Source organism: Legionella sp. 39-23, from assembly GCF_001897665.1.
Taxonomy (GTDB): domain Bacteria; phylum Pseudomonadota; class Gammaproteobacteria; order Legionellales; family Legionellaceae; genus Legionella; species Legionella steelei.
Genome location: NZ_MKTO01000018.1, coordinates 101,534 through 126,648, shown reverse-complemented (window position 1 = coordinate 126,648; position 25,115 = coordinate 101,534). Strand labels below are relative to the sequence as shown.

The window sequence follows — 25,115 nt, the reverse complement described above, 5'->3', positions numbered from 1 at the left end:
TCGGAAAACTTGAGGATTTAAACCTGGTTTTCGCTAAGCAGCTCCCAAGCTGCCTATCAAATAACTTTTCAACATTGCAATTATTTCGTGATTTGCTTCGGGGAAATATTCCGTATTTAATTCTTGATGGTCAACCCATTTCATAGCCAATTGACCTTCCAAGCAGAAAGGCACTCCAGAAAACTGGTCAACAAGAAAAATAATTAATTTTACTACTCTGTCAGAATACTGATGGTTTACTTCGCCTAATAATTGATATCGGAGAACCTCTAAGCCAAGCTCTTCTTTCACTTCTCGAATTAATGCAGACGATGAGGACTCATCCGCTTCCAACTTTCCACCAGGAAATTCCCAACATCCTCCATGAGGTACATGGAGAGGACGTTGAGTAATTAAGATTCGTTGTTGCTCATCAATAATGACCGCTACGGCAACAGAGATGCTCACACTAGATTTCCATGGCAAGCTTTATATTTTTTACCCGAGCCACATGGACAAGGATCATTTCGACCAACTTTCTTTTCTTGTCGTCTGTATGTTTGCGGCTGAGTATCATCTTCATTCTCATCAGCATAATTACCGTGTTGCAAGTTCATCTTGCTCACCTGCTCAGCACGGCGTTGCTCTTCGACTGCGTTAACGTCTTCTTCAGTTTGAATTTCAACAGAAGAAATTAAACGAATTGCATCATATTTTAAATTATCGAGCATTGTAGTAAACAGAGTGAATGCTTCCTTTTTATACTCTTGTTTTGGATCCTTTTGTGCATAACCACGTAAATGAATCCCCTGACGCAATTGGTCCATTACAGCCAAATGTTCACGCCATTGATTATCCAATGTTTGTAAAATCACAGACTTTTCAAACTGTGACATCGTGGCTCTTCCGGCTTGAGCTACTTTTTCATTGTACTTCCGTGCAGCAAGATCAAGAATTTTTTCTCTAATTTGTTCTGGCTGAATATGATGATCCTCTTCAATCCACTCAAGCACTGGTGCTTTGAGTTTGAATTCATCCATCAGGACATCACTTAAAGCTTTTGGATCCCATTGATCTTCTAAGCTTTGTAGAGGAATATAAGTCTCAACCAGATTTGATATAACATCATCTCGCATCGTATTTATCATTTCCTCAGTATCCACCATATCCATGATTGAGGCACGTTGAGTATAAATGACCTGTCTTTGATCATTCGCCACATTGTCATAATCTAAAAGCTGCTTTCTGACATCAAAATGATGTCCTTCCAACTTACGCTGCGCATTCTCGATTGCTTTGGTTACCAAACTATGCTCAATAGGTTCACCAGGCTGCATTCCCAAGCGACGCATCATCGATGCAACACGCTCTGAAGCAAATATCCTCATCAAATTGTCCTCAAGCGACAAATAAAAACGACTGCTTCCCACATCGCCTTGACGACCTGAACGTCCACGTAACTGATTATCAATACGTCGTGACTCATGACGCTCCGAACCTATAATTCTTAGTCCGCCGGCTGCAAGTACTTCATCATGTCGTTTTTGCCACACTTGTTTTACAGCTTCAATTTCTTCGGCACTTGCCGTTTCAGGTAATTGCGCCAAATCAGCAGCTAAACTTCCGCCAAGCACAATATCTGTTCCTCGACCCGCCATATTGGTAGCAATAGTTACTGCCCCAGGCCGACCAGCTTCGGCAATGATTTGTGCTTCTTTTTCATGAAACTTAGCATTAAGTACTTGATGCTTAATATTTTCTTTTTTAAGAAGTTGACTTAAAAATTCAGATGCTTCAATTGAAACAGTACCTACAAGTACAGGTTGTTTCAGTTCGGCACACTTACGAATATCAGTGATGACTGCTTCGAATTTATCTTTTTGAGTTAAATAAACCAAGTCAGGTTCATCTTTGCGAACCATAGGTTTATTTGTTGGAATAACAACAACATCAAGATTGTAGATTTGCTGCAATTCATATGCTTCTGTATCTGCTGTTCCAGTCATTCCGGATAATTTATTATACATACGGAAAAAATTCTGGAATGTAATTGAAGCAAGAGTTTGATTTTCATTTTGAATAGAAACACCTTCTTTCGCTTCAACAGCTTGATGTAATCCTTCTGACCATCGGCGACCAGGCATGGTACGACCAGTATGCTCATCAACAATAACTACTTGACCGTCTTTAACGATATAATCCACATCAAGATGGAACATAGCATGGGCTTTTAATGCGGCATTGACATGGTGCATTAGCATAATATTACTGGCATGATATAGGCTCTCACCATGATCCAGAAGTTTTGCATTAAGTAATAATTCTTCAATATGTTGATGGCCTGCGTCAGTAAGATGCGCCTGCTTTTGTTTTTCATCAACAGTATAATCCCCTTCACCACCCTCTTCTTCTTGTTTCTTCAAATGAGGAATCAATTTATTAATTTTGATATAAAGTTCAGAGCTGTCTTCAGCTGCACCAGAAATAATCAACGGCGTACGTGCTTCATCGATGAGAATAGAATCCACTTCGTCCACTATGGCAAAATTTAAATCTCTTTGTACTTTGTCTTCAAGACTAAAGGCCATATTATCGCGCAAATAATCAAATCCATACTCGTTATTCGTTCCGTAAACGATATCACAGCGATAGGCTTCTTGTTTTGCAGGATGGGGCATATCAGGGAAAATAACACCCACAGTTAAACCTAAAAACTCAAATATAGGCTTCATCCATTGGCTGTCACGCTTAGCAAGATAATCATTCACAGTAACAACATGTACACCACGACCAGTAATTGCGTTTAAGTATGCAGGCAAGGTTGCCACCAATGTTTTACCTTCCCCAGTGCGCATTTCAGCAATATTACCTTCATGCAATACCATTCCACCAATTAATTGTACATCAAAATGGCGCAGGCCTAGAGTACGCACAGATGCTTCTCTTACTGTAGCAAAAGCTTCTGCTAACATTTCATCAAGGCTTTCGCCCTCTGCTAAACGTGCTTTAAAATGCTCGGTTTTTGCAGCTAACTCAGCATCAGTTAGTGCTTGCATTTGTGGTTCAAACGCATTGATTGCCATTACTGCCTTTTCCATCCGCCGCAATGTACGCTCATTTCGGCTTCCAAACATTTTCTTAATCAACGTATTCAGCATGGCCTAAATAATCCTCTGGAGATTTCAAATAACAAATTGGTTAATGTACTAAAATTTGGGGAAAAATACTATGAATACCTTATAATTTAAGTGAACCTTCATGGTTTAAACTGAGTAAAAAGAGCAGTTTTCTGACAAACAGGTAACTAAAACATAATTTTCCGCAACTTCCGCTCATAGTATACAATATTTTACTAGCTAAGTGATGCACAAATCAGTATACAACTTGCCGCAAAATTGCATTAACATAATAAAACTTAACTTATAAAGTCTCTGTGTGCGCCTCAATATTCTGTAAATACTCACCTAACTCATGAAACAGCGAGAGATTTTTTTCCTGCAAAATAAGCATCAACTTTTTTTTCCATTGGCTGGCACCGGGTAAACCAAAAGCAAGATTAAATATAGGTTTTACCAATAAACTAAGAGAAACACCTTTGCTGTATTCTTCAAGTAAATAATCCAAATAGTAATTAAATACTTGGCTCCGAGTGCTCTTTTGACTCTTAAGATAAAGTGCGTGATGGATCATTGCTATTTGAAAAGGATTATCACATGCCAAACGTCCAAGCATCACCCCTTCGACATGGTGGAGATGCTCATTAATTTCTTTAATATTCAATATATTACCATTGATCACTACAGGAACTTCAGGAATTTCTTTTTTTAAACGATAAACATAATCGTAGTTAACAGGTGGAATTGTTCGATTTTGTTTTGGATTTAAACCATTTAACCAAGCCTTTCGTGCATGCACAATAATCTTTTGTGCTCCGGCCTCAACCAATTGATGTACAAAATCACTAAAAAACTCATAGCTGTCTTGATGATCGATGCCGATTCTGGTTTTGGCTGTAATAGGGATCGTCACTGCTTGCCGCATGGCATGGATGCAAGCAGCAACTTGTTTTGCTTCTTTCATCAAACAAGCCCCAAAACGCCCTGCTTGAACTTTATCACTAGGACAGCCAAGATTGATATTTACTTCATCATACCCTTCTTGCTCCGCACGTTGGGCACATTGTGCTAATGTTTCTGGCTCTGAACCACCTAGCTGAAGTGCTATTGGGTGCTCTTTTACATGAAATTGCAAAGAGCGTAGAGGATTATTTTGTATCGCTCCAGTAGTTTGCATTTCCGTATACAAAAGTGCATGAGGAGCTAAAATACGCATAAAAACTCGGAAGTGGCTGTAGGTCCAATCAATCATCGGAGCAATAGCCAAAGGCGAAAACAGGATATTTGTCACTATTGTTATTCGGTTAAAAAATGTTGATTATAACCGAAACTAAAAATTTTGTGCAAAAATATAACCTGGATGGAACTTAGAAGAACACGTCATCCCTAAGGTAGCGAGGGATGACGGGATATAGTCTCCGAGATTACTCTGCGTTAATCTAGGCTATGGCTCTTTATTCACCACATTCATCGCTTGGATAAGTAATTGCAAACGTGTCCGTCCCTGATAAAAATTAATATCCAGCTTATAAGCTGCATGGATGAATTTAACTCTGTGGTTTGGCCAAGATTTTAAATCGATATTAAATGCAATCGCATCGACTTGTTGATCACCTTTTGTAGTCGCCAAAGTCATTTTCAAATGATTTTTACCCACCAATCGTTGGTCAAGCACTTCAAAAACATTATCAAAAACAGGCTCAGTAAATTGCTGTCCCCATGGGCCCGCTTGCTGGATTAATTGAGCAATTTCAATACTAAACTCTTCGGGCAATAATGGCCCGTCAGTAAGCACTTCTCCTTCGCATTGAGATAAATCAATATGCTTGCTCACTTCGGAAACTAATGCATCATTAAATGCTTTCAGAGATTTTGGATGAATACTCAAACCCGCAGCCATAGCATGACCACCAAATTTACTGATAAGATCTGGATGATCCTTATCGATTGCGGCCAATACGTCTCGAATATTTAAATCAGAAACAGAACGCGCTGAGCCTTTTAATTCATTCTCGCTAACTTCTGCAAAAGCTATCACTGGCCGATGGTAACGTTCCTTCACTCGTCCGGCTAAAATTCCAATGACACCTTGATGCCAGGTTTTATCAAAAAGACACAATGCAATAGGCAAATGATTGCTCGTGTATTCTGTACTTAGAGTAAGTTTTTCCAATGCGAGCATTGCTTGCTCTTTCATTTCTGTCTCAATTAACTTTCTTTCTTCATTGAGCTCATCAAGTTGTTGACAATAATTTCTAGCTTGTTGCTGATCGGTCGTAATTAAACATTCTATACCCAAAGCCATATCATCTAAGCGTCCAGCAGCATTGAGTCTCGGAGCAATAGCAAAACCTAAATCGGACTCTCTTAGTCGAGCATATTCACGACCAGATACTTCAATTAAAGCCTTAATGCCTGCACGACACTGTCCTTGACGTATTCGAGCCAGACCTTGATTGACCATAATACGATTATTCTGATCCAACCCCACTACATCAGCAACGGTACCTAAAGCAACCAAATCCAAAAAGCCTGCCATATTGGGTTCACTAATATTCATCTCATGAAACCAATTAGCATTTACCAAATGCCGGCGCAGAGCCAACATGACATAAAAGATAACGCCAACACCAGCAATCGATTTACTGGGAAATTTACAATCCCGCTGATTTGGATTCACAATAGCACAAGCATTTGGAAGAGTATCTGCTGGCAAATGATGATCAGTAATTAAAACATCGATACCAAGTTGGTTTGCTTTTTCCACACCATCAATGCTCGCAATACCGTTGTCTACTGTGATAATTAATGCCGGCTTCCATTTGCTGGCAACTTCAACTATTTGTGGCGTCAAACCATAGCCAAATTCAAACCGATTTGGGACTAAATAATCAACAAATTGTGCCCCCATTGCCTGTAGCGCAGTAACAGCAAGTGCTGTTGATGTTGCGCCATCTGCATCAAAATCACCGATAATCAAAATCCTATGCTGTTCGCGTAGAGCGTTTTCTAAACGGATGCATGCTTCTTTTATTCCTTTAAAACTGTCAAAAGGCAATAATGTTTGGAGTTGCTTGTCCAGCTGCTGCGGTTCTTTGATTCCTCGATTTGCGAGTATTCGCCTGAGTACATCAGGCATATTAGGTAACTCGAGTATGTGTGATGGTTTGGGACGTTGTTTAATAAGCATGTATAAGTTTTCTCCATAAACGAGCATACCAACTGCCCGTGTTCATCGAGTAGGCAGTATTATTCCAATACCAATGAATAGGCATCTTTTTTAATTCTTCTTGATGTTGTTTACTCAGACTAGATAACTCAGAGAACAGTAAAATTTGATAATCTTTGAGTGCTACTCCTTCGTGATATAAAGAAACGTGGCGACTACATAATTGGGCTAATGAAAGAAAATGCGCATCAACACAAATGTTGATTGGTTCCTTCTCCTTAAGTTTTGAGTTTCCCCAAACCCACAATCCATTAATTAAAGTCTGGTTGGGTCTGGAGGCAAACAGCATTTGGCTTTCAGTTATAAATTTTTGCCAATGCATCGCTGTATCAAGTTGCCTTAATTCGGGTAGTAAGGATTGATGCAATAAGTGATGCGGTGGTTTTGCATTTAAAGGGTATTTTTTATTGTTACAAAGCAGCCATGTTTCTGCATCATGATAATAAAGTATGATGTCTTCTTCAGCCAGATATTGCGAGAACAAATCGAACCATGCTCGCGACTCACTCTCGCCAAACGAGACATCTCGCCCCAAAGCGACAATCATTGCATCATTATGTGTTGCCTCCCAACGAACTGGAGTCAACACGAGCCATTCGCCATCTAAAGTGTGATACTGTTTTAATAAATCAGCAAGGGGTGGATTCTCAGAGACATAACCAAGGTTCAATAAAAAATTAAGCAAAGCATTCCCTTCTGACTTGAGTTGTCTCGCCTGCTCAGGGATAGAATGACATTCTGAATTAATTACAACATACATATTTTACACACTCTTAATCAATCCATCTCTACGAAACAATGATTTTAAGTTTCTTAATGCTTGTCGCATACGATCTTTATTTTCAATTAAACCGAAACGAACATAGCCATCACCTTGCTGGCCAAAACCTATTCCTGGAGACACAGCAACCTGAGCCTCTTTCAATAAGTATTTACTGAACTCAAGCGACCCCATGTGCTGATAATGAGCAGGAATAGGTGCCCAGAGAAACATGGTTGCTTTTGGGCGAGTCACTTCCCAGCCAATCTCATTTAAACCATCGCAAAGAATATTACGACGTTTTTCATAAAGCGCCCTGATCTCTTGTACACAGTCACTCGGCCCTTCCAAGGCTGTAATTGCAGCAACTTGGATTGGTGTGAACGTACCGTAATCTAAATAAGACTTAATTCGCGTCAGTGCAGCAACCAACTCTTCATTTCCGCAAGCAAAGCCAACACGCCAACCTGGCATATTATACGACTTAGACATTGAATAGGTTTCAATTGCGACATCAGTAGCACCGGGTACTTGCAGTATTGAAGGCGCTTTATATCCATCAAATACAATATCAGCATAAGCTAAATCATGAATTACCCAAATTTCGTGTCTTTTTGCTAAATCTATTATTTGCTCAAAAAAAGAATAATCCACACAATGCGTACTTGGATTAGCCGGAAAATTAATAACCAATGCTTTAGGTTTGGGTAGGCTACGATTAATTGTATCCTCAATAGAGGCTAAAAATTGAGTTTCATTAATGAGAGGAATTTGCTTTACGTTAGCACCGGCAATAATAAATCCATATGTATGGATAGGATAAGCTGGATCAGGAACTAATATAGTATCTCCAGGGCCACTTATAGCTAATGCCAAATGCGCTAATCCCTCTTTCGACCCAATGGTCGCTAATATTTGTGTTTCACTATTTAGATGTACATCGTAGTTACGATGATACCAAGAAGCCATTGCGCGCCTTAACCTTGGTATTCCTTTGGACATAGAATATCGGTGTGTGTCTGGTCTTTGTACCGCTTCAATCAACTTATTTACAATATGAGGTGGCGTTGGTTGATCGGGATTTCCCATTCCAAAATCAATAATATCCTCTCCACGCGCTCGCGCTTCTGCTTTTAATTGGGTTAAAGTATTAAAAACATAGGGGGGCAAACGTTTTATACGTGGAAATTGACTCATAATATTGACCTCTGTAGTATACTTACATCCATGTATAATTCATTTGAACATTCTAAACCATGAACATCAATTTAGAATCAGCAGAACAACATGCAGTGCAAGCTTATAGTGATAACAAAATTCAGATTAATTCTATTGTTTATGAACGCAGTTTAATTGTTTCTAAAACAGAAATCATTAGTGATCTTTCAATTAAAAACATTGAGGAAATTGATGCACACTACATGAACTTATTAACACAATTTAAACCGGAAATCATCATCATTGGCCATGAACATACCGGAAAACTCCTGCCTCTGTCAATTCTGCGTCAACTAACACAACAAGGAATAGGTATAGAATGCATGTCTGTTGGTTCAGCATGTCGTACTTATAATGTTTTATTGAGTGAACACCGTGCAGTGATTGCTGGATTTATATTTAAGTAGACAGTAAGTCATTTGTAGCCTGAGTACAGCCGCACCCAAGCTACATGCTGTCAGTCAACAACTTACAGTTGTCTTCTCGCTTCGAGCACATTAGGGATTTGTTCTAATTTTGTTAACAATCGTGATAGGCTATTTAGACCATCAACATCTACAGTTAATGTAATGTACGCCATGTTTTCATGCTTGTTACTTTGAGTTTGCAAGGCATAGACATGTGCTTTTTCATTAGCAAGCAATGATGTGACATCTTTTAAAAGCTCGGAGCGATCAAATGCCTTGATTAAAATATCCACGACATAGTTTTCTCGTGTGGCACTACCCCAGCTGACTTGTAAGAAACGTTGCTTTTGCCGTTCACTTGCATGAATAATATTAGGACAATCCTGGCGATGTACTGAGACACCACGACCTATAGTGATGTAACCCATCACCGGATCACCTGGAACAGGTTGGCAACATCGCGCCATAAAAGTTAATAATTTCCCAACACCTTCAATCCGCAGATCACTTCCAGTAACTTCCGGTTTTGCCTGAGGTTTAACAAATCGCTCAAGATTAAGCTCCGAAGTAACTGGTGGGGCTAGCTTACTAACAATTTGTCCTATCTTAATATCACCACGGCCAAGATTTGCATAGAGATCATCTAATTTTTTGAAATGCAACGCGGCCGTAACTTCATTAAGTTTATCGGATTTTATACCTAACGATTTTAATTCTTTATCTAATAACTCACGTCCATCTTGAATGTTTCGATCATAATCTTGCATTTTAAACCAATGCAATACTTTAGCCTTAGCACGCGATGTTTTGAGATAATTTAAGTGGGGGTTAATCCAATCACGAGAAGGCTTAATTTCCTTTCCAGTCAAAACCTCTACCTTATCCCCTGTTTTCAGCTGATAAGTCAATGGTACGATATGGCCATTGATACGGGCACCACGACACCGATGTCCTAAATCACTGTGTACATGATAAGCAAAGTCCAATGGGGTTACACCTTGAGGCAAATCAAGAACATCCCCATCAGGGGTAAATACGTAAACTCGATCCTCAAGAAATTCGGTGGTTGTACTTTCAGGAACACCCTTATTACTTGCCATCTCGCGATGCCAGGCCAATACATCACGTAACCATTCAATTTTACGTTCATGACTTTGCTTTTGTTTAAACCCACCTTCTTTGTATTTCCAATGTGCAGCAACACCCATTTCAGCTAAATCATGCATAAGAAAAGTTCTTATTTGTACTTCAAAAACTCTACCTTCGGGCCCTTCAACTGCTGTGTGCAAAGATTGATAGCCATTGGCTTTAGGATTAATAATATAATCATCAAATTCAGCAGGAATTTGCTGCCAAAGCGTATGCACCATACCTAAAACCTCATAACAGTGAGGACTGGTATCAACAAGTACTCGTACCGCTGTAGCATCATAAATTTCATCAAGCGATACATTTTTGCGCGTCATTTTTTTATAAATGCTATGGATATGTTTTGAACGTCCATAAACAGCAAAATGATCTATTCCACTTGCTTTAATTTGTTCATTTAGCTGAGCAACAATCGTATTAACAAAGTTATCTCGCTCTAGCCGTTTAGCCTTTAGTCCTTTGGCAATCGCTTTATAATCTTCAGGATGTAAATGGCGAAAAGCCAAGTCCTCCATTTCCCATTTAATTGCCCCTATCCCTAATCTATTCGCTAAAGGAGCATAAATTTCCATTGCCTCAGTGGCTAGTTGTTTGCGTAATTCTTCCGACAAATGCATGGCAGATCTTAAAACACACAAACGTTCAGCAAGCTTAATTAGTACAGCTCGAACATCATCTACCATAGCCAATAACATTTTACGAATGTTATCAATTTGTTGTTTATTTTGCGGGTATTTATTTAATCCCTGAAAACTGTGCATGGCACTCATGCGCTCGATGCCCTTCACCAATTTCGCAATATTAGGACCTAATTGCTCTGCAACATCATCAATGGACAGATCTGCATAATGCACATTTTCAAAAATAATAGCGGCTGCTAGTGTTTCTGGATCGACCTCAAGATCCGCAAGTAAATCAGCCATAATCAATCCTTGTTGTAAACAAGATTGACCTGTTTCTGTAGCATGATCTTGACCAGCAAGCTGACTTAGAGTACATGCACCACGAATGAGCTCAAGACTATCCAAGTAACCTTTTGCACCTAACTGATGAAGCCATAGATCAACATCAATGCTTCCGTCTTCGCACAATGGAACAGTATCTTTTACTCTAACCATGAGTTTTATCCTTTTTCAAATAACGCTATCGACTCAACATGGGCAGTATGAGGAAACATATCCATTACTCCTGCTTTTATTAATGTATAGCCTTTTTGATTGACTAATATATCAGTATCACGTGCTAATGTTACGGGATTACACGATACATAAACAATACGCTCTGGATTTAGCGCATCAATTTGCTTCACAATTTCAAGCGCACCTGAGCGCGGCGGGTCAATTAATACTTTATTGCAAGGTTGCTGAACCAGTTTTTTTACTTCATTGACATCATCCAAATTTGCAGCATAAAAATCTACATTTTGAATATGGTTCAACTTTGCATTCATATATGCACGTTCAACCATAGTCTTACTGCCTTCAACACCCAGTACTTTGGCACACAATTTAGCCATTGGAAGTGAAAAATTTCCCAACCCACAAAATAAGTCTAGCACTATATCTGTACTTTTTAAGTCCATTAGTTGTATTGCTTGTGATACCATAGAGCGATTTAAAGCAGAATTAACTTGCGTGAAATCGGTTGGATGAAATGAAAAAGTGATTTGATAATCTGGTAATGTGTATGTTAGATACTCACTTGATTTTGGTGGATAAAAACAATAAACACTATCAGGGCCGCCAGGCTGAAGAAAAATTTTATACTGGTAGCCCTCTGCAAATTTTTGAATTTTTAACTCATCTTCTTGATTTAAAGAAGTTAAATTCCTAAAAATGAGCGCTACCTCTTCGTCTCCCGCTGCAACTTCAATTTGTGCAATACAATGCCTGTCTTGCAGTGAATCAATCAGTTGTCTTAATGGAATAATATCAGCATCAATTTTTTTATTTAAAACAGGACATTGATTAATCTCTGTAATGTATCGAGGATTATTACGCTCTCTAAACCCTACCATCGAGGTCTGCTTTTTCTCAACATAACGCACACTTAATCGTGCTTTGTTTCTGTAGTTCCAGTGACCAGCGACTAAAGGTAACAATACAGCTTGTGGTTGGGTATGGCCATATCGTGATAACAAATCCAACAATTGCTCTTGTTTAAAATGAATTTGCTCTGCTTCATTCATATGCTGTAATGAACAACCACCACACATTGAATAGTGAGGACATTTAGGTTCTACCCGTATAGGAGAAGGCTCAAGAACATTAAGCAAAATGCCCTCATCAAAATCTTTTTTAACTCTTGTATATTGGAATTCAACAAGCTCATTGGGCAAAGCCCCTTGAATAAATGTTGCTTTACCGTCAATACGTGCAATACCTTTTCCATCGTGGCTTAAATTATCGACTTGAGCAGTTTGTGGGGTAGGATTTTGTTTGGCTTTTGCTCTTCTCATGAAAATATTCTCAACAAATAAATCTTTTAATTAATCTGAAAAACGGTTGCAATCGCCATAGGAATAATTGCATTTTTTCAAAATTTTAAAGGGTACCACATGCAATTTACATTTGTCATGGTAATTTGTTATGGCAAAACCCATCGTGTACAAATTAATTTCATTGATATGATATACAGTACAGTAGAAATCGATACATATTATATAGCCTCTGTTTTACGTATCAAATCTGCGTAAATAATTTTTTGATCTTTTTAATGGGCAACTTTAGAACACCTTTAAAATGCGCTTATTTATCAAGTAATTCATTGCCCTATTCACAATGTTATCCACAGTTTTTGTGGATAACACTTAAATCACTGCATTTATTTTAAAAATGATGATAGCGCTCCACATATAGGTTTTATTAAATTTATAGTAAAAAAAACAATATGAAGTACAAATTTTTTAAAAAAAGTTATCCACAGGAGGGGAAGCTTGAGGTTCTACAAAGTAGGTCGTACATATTACCTAAAGAAAAACTAAAAAAACAGTCTTGACAGAATTTTTTTATAAGTTTTTTATTATCTTTTAATTTTGAATGTGTAATTCCTTTTTTAATACAATTGCATCTTCAATATTATTATCTTCCACATAGTAATCTGGTTTAATTTCTACCTGCACAAATCCAATACTATGATAAAGACGTAAAGCCGCTTTATTGCTAGGTCTCACCTCAAGAATGACATAATCTATATGCTGCAATTCAGTTAAAGATGAAAGTACTTCTTGCAAGAATTGACGTCCATAACCTTTTGATTGAAACTCTTTTGCAATACAGAAATTTAAAATATGGCAGAAATTATTACTGTGTCTGGAAATAATATAGCCACCTATCAGTGGATGATTTCCTTCATAAATTTCGAAGAGACGGCAATCATATCCTACGCGAACACAATCTCTTAAAATCTCCCAACTCCAAGGAGCAATATGAACATTTTTTTCAATTACATAAACGGCATCAATATCTAATTCAGTCATGCACCGAATGTTGGATATCATCCTTGTTACTCCTAAAAATACGTAGCCTGGGTGCAGCGAAGCGGAACCCGGGTGATTTTCTTTAAATTCCTGGATTCCGCTTCGCTGCACCCAGGCCACGTATTACTTTAGATCTTTATTATTCAACATTTTTTTTCTTTTTAGGCAAATAAAGATCGGTTATCGTCCCTTCAAATGCCTCTGCAGCTTGAGCAATAGTTTCCGAAAGTGTCGGATGTGGATGTATTGTCAGGGCAATATCCTCAACATCACAACACATTTCAATAGCTAATGACGTCTCAGCAATTAAATCACCTGCATTAATCCCCACAATTCCTGCACCTAATATACGATTTGAATCTGGGCAGAATAACAATTTAGTCATCCCTTCTTCACGTCCCATACTCAGAGCACGACCACTTGCAGCCCATGGAAATGTGGCCTTTTCATAACGAATATTTTTTTCTTTCGCTTCTTTTTCCGTTAAACCCGTCCAGGCAATCTCTGGATCTGTATAAGCAACACTTGCAATACATTTGGGATCAAAATAATGCTTTTTACCAGCAATAACTTCTGCAGCAACCTTACCTTCAGGAATTGCTTTATGCGCAAGCATTGGTTGTCCTACGACATCGCCAATGGCAAAAATGTGTGACACATTTGTTCTTTGTTGATTATCTACTTTGATAAAACCGCGCTCATCAACTTTTATTCCTGCTTTTTCAGCATCAATTGCCCCACCATTGGGTTTTCTACCAACTGAAACAAGAACTTGTTGGAAGCAAAGAGGTTTGTCTGTTGCATGTTCTCCTTCCATAGAAACATAGATTCCATCTTTTTTTGCTTCTACTGCGGTTACTTTAGTTTTCAAAAGGAATTTGACACCTTTCTTCTGCATACGCTTTTGCAAAACAGTAACCAAATCCAAATCAGCACCTGGAATCAGTTGATCCATAAATTCAACCACAGTGACATCCACACCTAAAGCTGAATAAACTGTAGCCATTTCCAGACCAATAATTCCGCCACCTAATACCAATAAACTACCTTTAAGATCAGCAAGCTCTAATGCCCCTGTTGAGCTAAAAATGCGTTTGTCTTCAGGAATAAAGGGTAAATTAATTGATTCAGAGCCTACAGCAATAACTGCATTTTCGAATTCAATTTCGACAGAGCCATCTTTCGTTGCAACTGTTACTTGGTGTGAACCTGAAAACTTACCTACGCCGGTGACTACCTCAACCTTACGTTGTTTGGATAAAGCTTTTAAACCGCCTGTTAATTTAGAAACAACTGAGTTTTTCCAGGCAACAATTTTTTTATTATCCAGTTTTGGTTTACCAAAGCTAATACCTTGCTCAGACATTTCATGAGCTTCTTCAACCACTTTTGCAATGTGAAGCAACGCTTTAGAAGGGATACAGCCCACGTTTAAGCAAACCCCTCCCAATGAATCATAACGTTCCACTAAAACTACTTTTTTTCCTAAGTCAGCTGCTCTAAATGCTGCGGTGTATCCACCAGGGCCACTTCCTAATACAACGACATCTGTCTTTATTTTATTAGCCATTACAAGCCTCTTTTAATTAGATATTATAAAAAAACTACAATAAAATTCGTCTTATATCACTTAAGCACTCACAAATAAAACGAGTAAAACGCGCTGCTTCAGCACCATCAATCACTCGATGATCATATGATAGCGATAAAGGCAACATTAATCTTGGTTGAAATGTACCATTTTCGTATACAGGCTTGATTTCAGAACGAGACAATCCAAGGATCGCCACCTCAGGACTATTCACGATTGGTGTAAATGAGGTACCACCAATACCCCCCAAACTGGAAATCGTAAAACAACCCCCAGACATATCTACCGGCATTAGACCTTTATCTCGAGCTTTAGTACTTAATCGTGTCATTTCAGTTGCAATTTCAGCAACACTTAATTTGTCAACATTTTTAATTACTGGAACTACCAATCCATTTGGCGTTTCTACAGCAATTCCAATATTGCAATATTTTTTGTAAACAAGATTAGTACCCGTAGCATCTAAAGATGCATTAAATTGAGGATATGTTTTTAATGCTTTACTTACTACTGCGCAAACGAATGCAAGTAAGGTAAGTTTATAACCTTTTTCTTTCGCATGTTCTGTTTCAGACTTTCTAAATGCTTCTACATCGGTAATGTCTGCTGAATCAAATTGCGTTACATGAGGTATTGTGATCCAGGAACGATGTACATTAACCCCCGTAAGCCTTTTAATTTTATTCAATGGCTTCGTTTCAATTTCACCAAACTGACTAAAATCAATTACAGGGTTAGGTGGTATGCCTAAAGAGCCAGATCCAGGTTGCTCACTTAAACGGGCTTTTACAAAAGCCTGGACATCTTCTTTGGTAATGCGCTCTTTACGACCTGTTCCCGCAACTTCAGCTAAGTTTACTCCAAGCTCTCGGGCCATTCGTCTTACAGCAGGACCAGCAGCAACTACTCTTGTCGACTCAACTGTACTGGTAAGAGCAACAGACTTTGATGAAGTATCTTCTTTTCTATTATGCTCATCTTCATCTGCTTTTGATGGTTTAGGAGCGTTTACTTGCTCTGATTTGCTTGCAGTGGGTTCAATTTTTTCAGCTTCAGCACCATTTTCTACAGCAACTAAAAGAATCAAATCACCTTCAGATACTTTATCACCAACTTTAATACTCAGCTTTGTTACTTTTCCTGCCACAGGCGAAGGAATTTCCATGCTGGCTTTATCTGACTCCAAAGTAATAAGTGGCGCATCAATTTCAATTTGATCGCCAACTTTGACCATAACCTCAATCACGTCGACTTGGGTCGCTCCACCAATATCGGGTATCTTGACCTCATTAATACTGTTTGATTTTTTTTCCTGAGCTGCTTGAGGCTTCTCTTCTGTTTCCTTTTTTTCTTCGCTTTTAGGATCTTGCGGCGCACTTTTTGCCTCAGCTTCTGATTTTTCAACTGTAGCCAAAAGAATTACGTCTCCTTCAGAAACCTTATCCCCTACTTTAATTTTCAGTTTTGTGACTTTTCCTGCCACTGGAGAGGGAATCTCCATACTGGCTTTATCTGATTCCAAAGTAATAAGTGGCGTATCAACTTCAATTTGATCTCCAACTTGAACCATAATTTCAATCACATCAACTTGAGTAGCTCCACCAATATCAGGAATCTTAACTTCTATTTCGTTTGCCATATCTTTCCTCAAAAGGTTGCCAATATATTCAAGCCAATTTTAAGGAAGCAGACTTAAAAAGTTCATCTGCTTTCCGGATAATCTTCGCTTGAATTACTAAGGCTACTATATATTCCAATTCTAATGATTAACCGGATTCAATTTATCAGGATTAATGTTATAGCGCTTCATTGCATCCACAACTTTGGATTTATCAAGATTGCCTTCAGCAACTAAAGCATTTAATGCTGCCAGAACTATAAATTTAGCATCCACTTCAAAGAAATGACGTAAGCGCTCGCGAGTATCACTTCTTCCATAACCATCTGTTCCTAATGTTACAAAATGATTGGGTACAAAAGATCTAATTTGCTCTGCATAAATTCTCATATAATCTGTTGCAGCAATTACCGGACCAGCAGCTCCTTCTAATTGCGATGTGACATAACTTTTTAATTTTTTTGCTTCAGGATGCATTGCATTGTGTCTTTCCACAGCTAATCCATCTTTCCTTAACTCATTAAAACTGGTCACACTCCAAATATCTGAAGTCACAGAGTAATCCTCTTTTAACATCCTTGCGGCTTCAATCACTTCGCGCAATATGGTTCCACTTCCCATTAGTTGCACATGCTGTTTGGATTTTTTCTTGGATTCTTGTAGTAAATACATTCCTCTGATAATACCTTCCTCAACTCCTTTGGGCATATCTGGATGCATATAGTTTTCATTCATTACAGAGATGTAATAAAAAATATTTTCTTGCTTTTCATACATACGATGTAAACCGTTTTGAATAATCACTGCAAGCTCATAAGCATAGGTAGGATCATAAGAAACACAATTCGGAATTGTTGATGCATATAAATGACTGTGTCCGTCTTGATGTTGCAAGCCTTCACCCGCAAGCGTTGTTCGCCCAGCAGTTCCACCAAGCAAAAATCCTCTAGCCTGCATATCACCTGCAGCCCATGCTAAATCACCAACACGTTGAAATCCGAACATGGAATAGTAAATATAAAATGGGATCATCGCCAATTTATTGGAACTGTATGAAGTTGCTGCAGCAATCCAGGAGCAAAAAGCGCCTGCTTCATTAATTCCCTCTTCTAGAATTTGTCCGTCTTTAGCTTCACGATAAAACATTACCTGTTCATGATCTACTGGCGTATAAAGCTGTCCAACTGGAGAATAAATACCAATTTGTCTAAATAAACCTTCCATACCAAATGTTCTACACTCATCGGGAACAATTGGAACAATGCGCGAACTTATTTCTTTGTTTTTTAGCAATACGGCAAGAATACGTACAAAAGCCATTGTTGTTGAAATCTCTCGATCTCCTAACCCTTTTGTAACTGATGAAAAATCAGCCAAAGGTGGAATTTTAAGAGGTTCTATTTCTGTTGAGCGTGATGGCAAATAACCACCTAACGATTCACGGTGTTTTTTGATGTATTTAATCTCAGGACTATCATCTGCAGGCTTATAAAATGGGATATCTGCAATTTGTTCATCACTGATAGGAATACTAAATCGATCTCGAAACGCTTTCAATTGATCGACAGTCATCTTTTTTTGCTGGTGCGTGATATTTTGTCCTTCGCCAGCAGCTCCCATACCGTAGCCTTTAATTGTCTTGGCTAAAATAACCGTTGGTGAGCCTTTATGCTCAACCGCTTTAGCATAAGCCGCATAAACTTTTTGCGGATCATGGCCACCTCGATTCAATCTCCAGATTTCATCATCAGTAAGATTTTCAACCATTTTCTTTAATTCAGGATACTGATTAAAGAAATGTTGTCTTACATAGGCCCCATCATTTGCTTTATATGCTTGATAATCACCATCAACACACTCTTCCATGCGTTTGATCAACCAGCCCTCGTTATCACGTTCAAATAATGGATCCCAACGACCACCCCAAATGACTTTAATTACATTCCAACCCGCACCACGGAATAAACCTTCGAGCTCTTGAATAATTTTACCATTCCCACGTACAGGACCATCGAGTCGCTGCAAATTGCAATTCACAACAAAAATAAGATTATCAAGTTTTTCTCGAGCGGCAATACTTAAAGCCCCTACTGATTCGACCTCATCCATCTCACCATCACCAAGAAAAGCCCATACTTTTCGGTTCTCAGTATCGATAAGTCCTCGATTTTCTAAATATTTTAAAAACCGCGCTTGATAGATAGCTTGTAAAGGCCCTAATCCCATTGATACTGTTGGAAACTGCCAAAACTCGCTCATCAACCAAGGATGGGGGTATGAAGACAAACCATCAACTTCCACCTCTTGTCTAAACTTACTTAATTGCTCTTCTGTTAATCGTCCTTCAAGAAATGCACGGGCATAAATTCCCGGAGAAGAATGGCCCTGAATATAGATTAAATCACCGCCATGGTCACCATTTGGTCCTTTAAAAAAGTGATTAAAACCAGTTTCATACAAAGTAGATGATGATGCATAAGAAGCAATATGTCCCCCAAGTTCAGGAGCATATTTACCTGCACGTAATACCATTGCTACTGCATTCCAACGAATTAACGCACTAATTCGTTTACCTAAACCTTCATCCGGAGGCATTTGTTTTTCTTCGTACGTCTTAATTGTATTTTTGTAAGGTGTACGAATTGAACTGGTTAAGTTCACCCCTTCTGAATTTGCTTTATTAAGGAGCTGTTTTAAAAGAAAAGCGCCTCGTTCAGGGCCATCATTGACTAATACAGCTTGCAGGGCATCCAGCCATTCACGCGTTTCTATAGGATCCAAATCTAAGTTAGTTTCATTTGCCATGGAAGTGTTCCCCGAAATCTATTAAACACAATAAGGTACAGCGTGTAATTTTTTTGGAATTACGCCAGCACAACCTTTCTTACACGTTGCTAAATCTGATAAGCAATCGCATGTTACTTTGCGGCATTTTAGTGGATCGCGGTAAGAATTCAACTCACGCATCACCTTTTTACCTTCTACTCTTCGTTCATGAACGTATTTAGAAAAATTTTTTTCTGTTGCTAATTGCGTCTTATAAGAACAATTTGGGCAGTTATTAATACAATTTTGCCTACAAAAGTCAAAGTGCTGCATACATGTCATATTGCATCGTTCTACGGCTTGAGCTTTAAGCATATTTTGCTTTAATCCCTGACAACCACTAAGTCCTAAGATCATAATGCAACACATTACACGCAAAAACGAATTCATATAGATAATATCCGAATAAATAATTATGCAGATTGAGCTATCAGCTCAACACCATCTCTATTCATAAATTAAAACTAAAGCCAAGGAATTAAGGTAAATAAAGCAATAAAAACCAACATGACTATAATTGCATATTCGACTAAACTCTCAGCAACAGGCATAGGAACTTCTTCTGCTTCATTTGTTCTGACCGCAAGTAACCCACACTCACGCAACATATTACTATTCAACTCAGGTTTGGCGAAAAAGTATCTGGCAAACAAGGAAAAACCACGTTGAAAATTTCCCACGAGTAAAAGAAGTAATGTAGTTAAACGTGCAGGAATCCATTCAAGCAAATCGGTAATTTCATTGGCTTGTTCACCAATGGAATTAATATCACGGCATAATGTAATCAGACGATAAGTCAAAGCACCTATAGGTCCTGCAATGATATACCAAAATACAAGAGAAAATAGCTGTCTGTTTACTAGGATAAAATAGTCCTCTAAAAGCTCTTGATTACTTTTAGTATCTGATTGTGTTATTGGATAAAAAACATTTTGAGGGCCAAGGCAATAAAAGAAAATTATTAAGCTTAAAAGAAAACCCATCAAACCAAAAATTATATGATGCAATAACAAATATATGATCAGTACAAGCAGCACAATAGGCAGGACTATTAAGGCGAGCAGCACCCAGGGATTAGCAAATGTGCTATGCTTATCAGCAAAATTTTTTATTCTTTGATAATAATCTGCGAACCAATAGAATCGCTGATAGGACATAGTGTGAATTAAGAAACGTTCACTCAATAAACACAATAATATAACTAATAATTTCATTATTTAATCCTTACGCATTTTATCAGAGAATGCTATGGGGGTTGGGTATTTCAAAACAACAAAATATGATGAGACAATAAAGGTTAAAATGGTAGTTGCTTGAATTAAATTAGAAGCTTTATCCGAAATCAGACTAGTACTCAAAGCAATACTCGCAACCAGTAATGAAAACTCACTTGCTTGCCCTAATCGGATACCCACTTCCTTTGCAACCTGTTTTTTCTCACCAGATTTACCAAGAAGCAAATAAAATAGTATTGGTTTAAACAGTAAAACTATAGCAGATAAAATAATTGCAGGAACCATTATTTGGTGCGCCAGTCCAAAATTAAATGTTGCTCCGATTGAAAAGAAAAACATAACCAGAAAAAAATCTCTTAAAGGTTTTAAACTCTCTGCAATATAAAGAGAAATAGGACTTGCTGCGAGGGCTACGCCAGCAATAAATGCACCGATATCCTCTGAAAGACCTATTCTTTGTGCAAGAACAGACAAACCAAGACACCATCCAATTGACAACAAAAATACATATTCTTGAGTTCTATCAAAGCGAGCCAACAATCGAATCAAAACATACTTCTCAACAGCAAAGGCAAACAACCATAACGCGGGTAAATCAATACCGACTAAAATGATGTCATCGATTGAGAAACCACCTGTTTTTTGTGCACCATTAATTAAAATCAGTACAATAATTGCAATAACGTCTTGCATTAATAATACGCTAATCATTACCTCACCAGTATGTTGGTGATGCAAGATAGTTGTTGGTAATAATTTCAAGCCAATAATGGTACTTGAAAACATCATTGATGCGCCTAAAATCCATGACTCAGTCACACCTAAACCAAAAAGCCTGCCAATCCAATAGGCTGTTACAGCAAAAAAAATCGAACTAACTAAAGCAATCCAGGTAACTTTCTTGAGCATGTGTACAAGATTCTGCGGCTGTAAATGTAATCCTAGCAAAAACAATAGAAAAACAATTCCAACATCACCAATCTGTCTCACAATACTTACATCGGATACAAGCTTTAAACCCCATGGTCCAAACACTGCGCCAAGAAGAATATATGCTACCAACAAAGACTGTTTGGTGTAGAGCACCAGTGTTGATAGTAATGCAGCGCCTGCGAAAATTAAGAAAATTGTATAAAATACAGAGCCGTCGTGCATTGATTGAATACCTCAATTTTAAAAAATCAGCCATTAGACATTTATAGCCTAGGTGCGCAGGTAACCTAAAATAAAAAAGTTAACTCATGCTCGAAGCCCCAGACTACGCGGCGCCCCACCCAGAATACAACCTATTGCTATAGCAATTCTAATGCCCTAAAAATTTGAAGCAATAATTTTATCTATTAATCCGATAATTAGCTATCAAAAATTCTATTATGAATTAAATTAAAACAGAAAAAGATCCGGTGACTCCATTAAGAGCCAATTTATGCTTTAAACTATCCGACATATTTTTTGATCCAAAGGGACCAACCCTAACAACGTAATGTTGCTTATAGTGCTCAATATAAACTGGAGAAGGAGTAAGGCGAGCTAATTTTTCTTTTAGACGTTTTGCTAGGATCTCGGTTGAAAAAGCGCCTGCTTGCAGATAATAATGTGCTTTTCCCGCAGGTCCCGCTAAAGTCTCAATTTCAACTGGTGCTGTTCCTCTGGGGAATACGCCTAATTTTAAAGCGGCAGCATACGACAAATCGATAATTCTATCCGAGTGAAAAGGACCACGATCGTTTACTTTAACTACAGCCACCTTTCCATTATTTAAATTTTTAACTTTTACATACGTAGGTAATGGCAAGGTCTTGTGTGCAGCGGACATGACATACATATCGTAGGGCTCACCGCTCGATGTTCTTTGCTTATGAAATTTTGTTCCGTACCAAGACGCGATCCCACGTGTTTTATAACCAGTAGAACTTCTCATTACTTTGTATGAGCGTCCATCAACAGAATATTCAGTGGGATTGCCATACCGACTTAATGGTTCTTTAGCCGGAACGGGCTCCTTAAAACTGACTTGCCTCGCTTGAGCAGGAGCTCCATCTTGATGTTGGGTATATCGATTTGTTTTATTTTTATAGCGATTATATATGGAATTATTCGTATTTCGCGCTGCTTGTCGAGTGGACTGTTTAGCTCCTGACGATGCAGAATCCAGAGACTGATTCGTAGTTTGGCATCCTGTTAATAGAATGGTCACAGCAATAAGTATCTTTCGCATTTTTTCCATTTTTTTATTGTTGTTTTCTGGCTAATATACAGAAATATCATCTAATTTCGAAGATTTATTTTAATTTGAAAAAAAAATCATTATTTTATTTGCTATTTTGTTGCCTTCAAAAGGCTGTGATAATATATTCTCTTTTTTGTATTTTGGATTAGTAAACAACATGACAAGAGCAACGTCTATACTTTTAACTACATTGTTTATCATTACTTTATTTGTACAGTCAACTAACTCGATAGCTGATGAAGGTTCATTACCTACAAAACCTAGTACTGACTTAGAAAGACCCTCACCAACAGTAAATAATAAACCCCTAGTTACCCCTGCTCCTCCAATTCTTAATGCAAAAGCATATATCTTAATTGATGTGAATAGTGGCAAAATCATTGCTGAAAAAAACAGTGAAGAGCGTTTACCTCCGGCAAGCCTAACAAAAATGATGACTTTATATGTTATCTCAAATGCGCTGCATCATGAACAAATTCATCTCGCTGATAGTGTACGTGTAAGTCGTGAGGCTTGGAAAATAGGCGGCTCTCGCATGTTCATCAAAGAAGGCCAACAAGTCCCTGTTGAAGACTTACTTAAGGGAATTATTGTTGATTCGGGGAATGATGCATGTGTTGCAATGGCCGAGCATTTAGGAGGCACTGAAAACTCATTCACTGATCTTATGAATCAGCAAGCTCAAAACCTTGGAATGAAAAACAGCCATTTTACTGACAGTACTGGCCTGCCCGACCCTAATTTATACACTACAGCGAAGGATTTAGCGATTCTTGGTAGAGCATTAGTTGTCGATTTTCCACAATATTATGACTGGTACAAGCAAAAATGGTTTACCTATAATGGTATTCGTCAGCCGAATAGAAATCGTTTATTGTGGCGCGATAATCAAGTAGATGGGATAAAAACTGGTCATACGAATGATGCGGGATTCTGTCTCGTTTCGTCTGCAAAGCGTGACAACATGCGCTTATTAGCAGTAGTTCTTGGAGAACCAAGTGATTCTTCTCGTGCAGATGATAGTGAAAAATTACTAAATTATGGCTTTAGATTTTTTGAAACTCATCAGCTTTATAAGTCAGGCCAATCGATTGCCGAGCTTGCTCTATACAAAGGGACAGTAGATAAAGTTACTGTAGGTTTAAATGAAGATCAATTTATCACTATCCCTACAGGTCAATATCAACGTCTAAATATTTCAAGCAAAATTCCTGCCTACCTTGAAGCACCGATAAAAAAGGGTGACAAAATAGGTGATTTAGTGGTTCAATTTGACAATAATATCGTCTCAACTAAACCCCTTTACGCTTTACAGGATGTTGAGTCAGGTGGCTTTTATACTCGAACCAAAGACTCAATTCGCTTAGCGTTCAGACGTTGGTTTGGCTCCTAAAACTTATAGGGCTTAAGGATGACAAAAACGACTTTAATTGAATTTCCCTGTTTTTTTCCTATAAAAATAATAGGGAATAATTCGCCCGATTTTCTTGAGGAAATGAGACAAATTTCTATGTCTCATTTTCCTAATATTGAAGAAGATGCATTGACTCATAAAATGAGCAAGGACTCTAATTATTTAGCAATAACAGTCACTGTTTATGCAGAAAATCAAGAGATCCTTGATGCCTTTTATAGAGCCATTACACAGCATCCAGAAGTAAAAATGGTTCTATGATGAAAATACGACAGCTGGGTATTCAAGATTACAATGATGTTTGGCTGCGGATGAAAGAGTTTACCCAAAAACGAGAGACAAACTCACACGATGAACTTTGGCTTTTAGAGCACTTTCCTGTTTATACTCAAGGACAAGCAGGAAAAGCTGAGCACATATTAAACTCTGCATCCATACCCATTGTGCAATCTGATCGAGGTGGGCAGGTAACTTACCATGGTCCTGGTCAGCTTGTTGCCTATGTTTTAATGGATATCAGAAGAAAGAACTTAGGCATAAGAACCTTAGTAAGTAAATTAGAGCAAATTTTAATCTCTGTGCTAGCACAATACCAAATAGAAGGCTCCATACGGTGTGGTGCTCCAGGAGTTTACATTAATGAACAAAAAATAGCATCAATTGGATTAAGAGTAAAAAATGGCTGTACTTATCATGGAATTGCACTTAATGTTGATATGGACTTAAAACCTTTTTCAGGAATAAATCCTTGTGGATTTGCAAAAATGGAAATGACTCAAATGAGATCTTTCATTCCTGATATTCAAATCGATCAAGTCAATCATCATTTTGTGCAATATTTTCTAGAACAATTTTATCCTTGAAA

General features: G+C 38.0%; 19 protein-coding genes. 4 read left to right on the top strand and 15 right to left on the bottom strand.

From position 1 onward, the window contains the following. Positions 1–33: 33 nt before the first annotated feature. From mutT to alaC, 6 genes are all read right to left on the bottom strand, one after another. Entirely contained in the window at positions 34–447 is a 414-nt protein-coding gene (gene mutT, locus BGO44_RS07620) for an 8-oxo-dGTP diphosphatase MutT (protein ID WP_058510253.1), read from the bottom strand. Further along, entirely contained in the window at positions 444–3,137 is a 2,694-nt protein-coding gene (gene secA / locus BGO44_RS07615; protein WP_058510252.1) for a preprotein translocase subunit SecA, read from the bottom strand. Before secA ends, mutT begins: the two co-directional genes overlap by 4 nt. A gap of 262 nt (positions 3,138–3,399) precedes the next feature. After that, a complete protein-coding gene (gene dusA, locus BGO44_RS07610) occupies positions 3,400–4,386 on the bottom strand; it encodes a tRNA dihydrouridine(20/20a) synthase DusA (protein ID WP_273200065.1) in 987 nt (328 codons plus the stop codon). A 153-nt stretch (positions 4,387–4,539) separates the two neighbouring features. Beyond that, positions 4,540–6,285 (bottom strand): single-stranded-DNA-specific exonuclease RecJ, encoded by a 1,746-nt coding sequence (gene recJ / locus BGO44_RS07605; RefSeq protein WP_273200066.1) that lies wholly within the window; start codon positions 6,283–6,285, stop codon positions 4,540–4,542. Next, the gene (locus tag BGO44_RS07600; protein ID WP_273200067.1) at positions 6,275–7,084 is read right to left on the bottom strand and encodes a hypothetical protein; all 810 of its coding nucleotides are present in this window, start codon (positions 7,082–7,084) and stop codon (positions 6,275–6,277) included. Before BGO44_RS07600 ends, recJ begins: the two co-directional genes overlap by 11 nt. Positions 7,085–7,087: 3 nt before the next feature. Next, a complete protein-coding gene (gene alaC / locus BGO44_RS07595) occupies positions 7,088–8,281 on the bottom strand; it encodes an alanine transaminase (protein ID WP_273200069.1) in 1,194 nt (397 codons plus the stop codon). Positions 8,282–8,340: 59 nt separating this feature from the next. Between alaC and BGO44_RS07590 the strand changes: the two genes are divergently transcribed. Continuing rightward, positions 8,341–8,709, top strand: coding sequence for an Mth938-like domain-containing protein (locus tag BGO44_RS07590; protein WP_058510247.1), 369 nt, complete (start codon positions 8,341–8,343; stop codon positions 8,707–8,709). A gap of 62 nt (positions 8,710–8,771) precedes the next feature. Here BGO44_RS07590 and relA read toward each other — a convergent pair whose 3' ends face one another. The 9 genes from relA to BGO44_RS07545 form a co-directional block, all read right to left on the bottom strand. Beyond that, positions 8,772–10,976 carry a GTP diphosphokinase gene (gene relA / locus BGO44_RS07585; protein WP_058510246.1) on the bottom strand — a complete coding sequence of 735 codons (2,205 nt, stop codon included), beginning with the start codon at positions 10,974–10,976 and terminating at the stop codon, positions 8,772–8,774. 5 nt (positions 10,977–10,981) lie between these two features. Continuing rightward, positions 10,982–12,316, bottom strand: coding sequence for a 23S rRNA (uracil(1939)-C(5))-methyltransferase RlmD (gene rlmD / locus BGO44_RS07580; protein ID WP_273200072.1), 1,335 nt, complete (start codon positions 12,314–12,316; stop codon positions 10,982–10,984). 570 nt (positions 12,317–12,886) lie between these two features. Then, positions 12,887–13,357 carry a ribosomal protein S18-alanine N-acetyltransferase gene (gene rimI, locus BGO44_RS07575; RefSeq protein WP_273200073.1) on the bottom strand — a complete coding sequence of 157 codons (471 nt, stop codon included), beginning with the start codon at positions 13,355–13,357 and terminating at the stop codon, positions 12,887–12,889. A 118-nt stretch (positions 13,358–13,475) separates the two neighbouring features. Next, positions 13,476–14,906 (bottom strand): dihydrolipoyl dehydrogenase, encoded by a 1,431-nt coding sequence (gene lpdA / locus BGO44_RS07570; protein WP_058510243.1) that lies wholly within the window; start codon positions 14,904–14,906, stop codon positions 13,476–13,478. A 34-nt stretch (positions 14,907–14,940) separates the two neighbouring features. Beyond that, on the bottom strand, positions 14,941–16,566 hold the full coding sequence (aceF, locus tag BGO44_RS07565) for a dihydrolipoyllysine-residue acetyltransferase (RefSeq protein ID WP_058510242.1): 1,626 nt from the start codon (positions 16,564–16,566) through the stop codon (positions 14,941–14,943). Positions 16,567–16,686: 120 nt separating this feature from the next. Beyond that, positions 16,687–19,350 carry a pyruvate dehydrogenase (acetyl-transferring), homodimeric type gene (aceE, locus tag BGO44_RS07560; protein ID WP_058510241.1) on the bottom strand — a complete coding sequence of 888 codons (2,664 nt, stop codon included), beginning with the start codon at positions 19,348–19,350 and terminating at the stop codon, positions 16,687–16,689. Between the two features lie 485 nt (positions 19,351–19,835). Then, positions 19,836–20,585, bottom strand: coding sequence for a hypothetical protein (locus BGO44_RS07555; protein ID WP_058510239.1), 750 nt, complete (start codon positions 20,583–20,585; stop codon positions 19,836–19,838). A gap of 3 nt (positions 20,586–20,588) precedes the next feature. Then, the gene (locus tag BGO44_RS07550) at positions 20,589–21,761 is read right to left on the bottom strand and encodes a cation:proton antiporter (RefSeq protein WP_273200075.1); all 1,173 of its coding nucleotides are present in this window, start codon (positions 21,759–21,761) and stop codon (positions 20,589–20,591) included. Between the two features lie 223 nt (positions 21,762–21,984). Further along, a complete protein-coding gene (locus BGO44_RS07545) occupies positions 21,985–22,824 on the bottom strand; it encodes a septal ring lytic transglycosylase RlpA family protein (RefSeq protein WP_058510237.1) in 840 nt (279 codons plus the stop codon). Between the two features lie 169 nt (positions 22,825–22,993). Here BGO44_RS07545 and BGO44_RS07540 point away from each other — a divergent pair, with 169 nt between their 5' ends. The 3 genes from BGO44_RS07540 to lipB are packed head-to-tail and all read left to right on the top strand — an operon-like array spanning position 22,994 to position 25,113. After that, a complete protein-coding gene (locus BGO44_RS07540) occupies positions 22,994–24,229 on the top strand; it encodes a D-alanyl-D-alanine carboxypeptidase family protein (RefSeq protein WP_273200076.1) in 1,236 nt (411 codons plus the stop codon). An 18-nt stretch (positions 24,230–24,247) separates the two neighbouring features. Then, positions 24,248–24,511, top strand: a complete 264-nt coding sequence (locus BGO44_RS07535; RefSeq protein ID WP_058510235.1) for an HP0495 family protein — start codon at positions 24,248–24,250, stop codon at positions 24,509–24,511. Then, entirely contained in the window at positions 24,511–25,113 is a 603-nt protein-coding gene (gene lipB / locus BGO44_RS07530; protein ID WP_058510234.1) for a lipoyl(octanoyl) transferase LipB, read from the top strand. Before BGO44_RS07535 ends, lipB begins: the two co-directional genes overlap by 1 nt. The last annotated feature ends 2 nt before the right edge of the window (positions 25,114–25,115 follow it).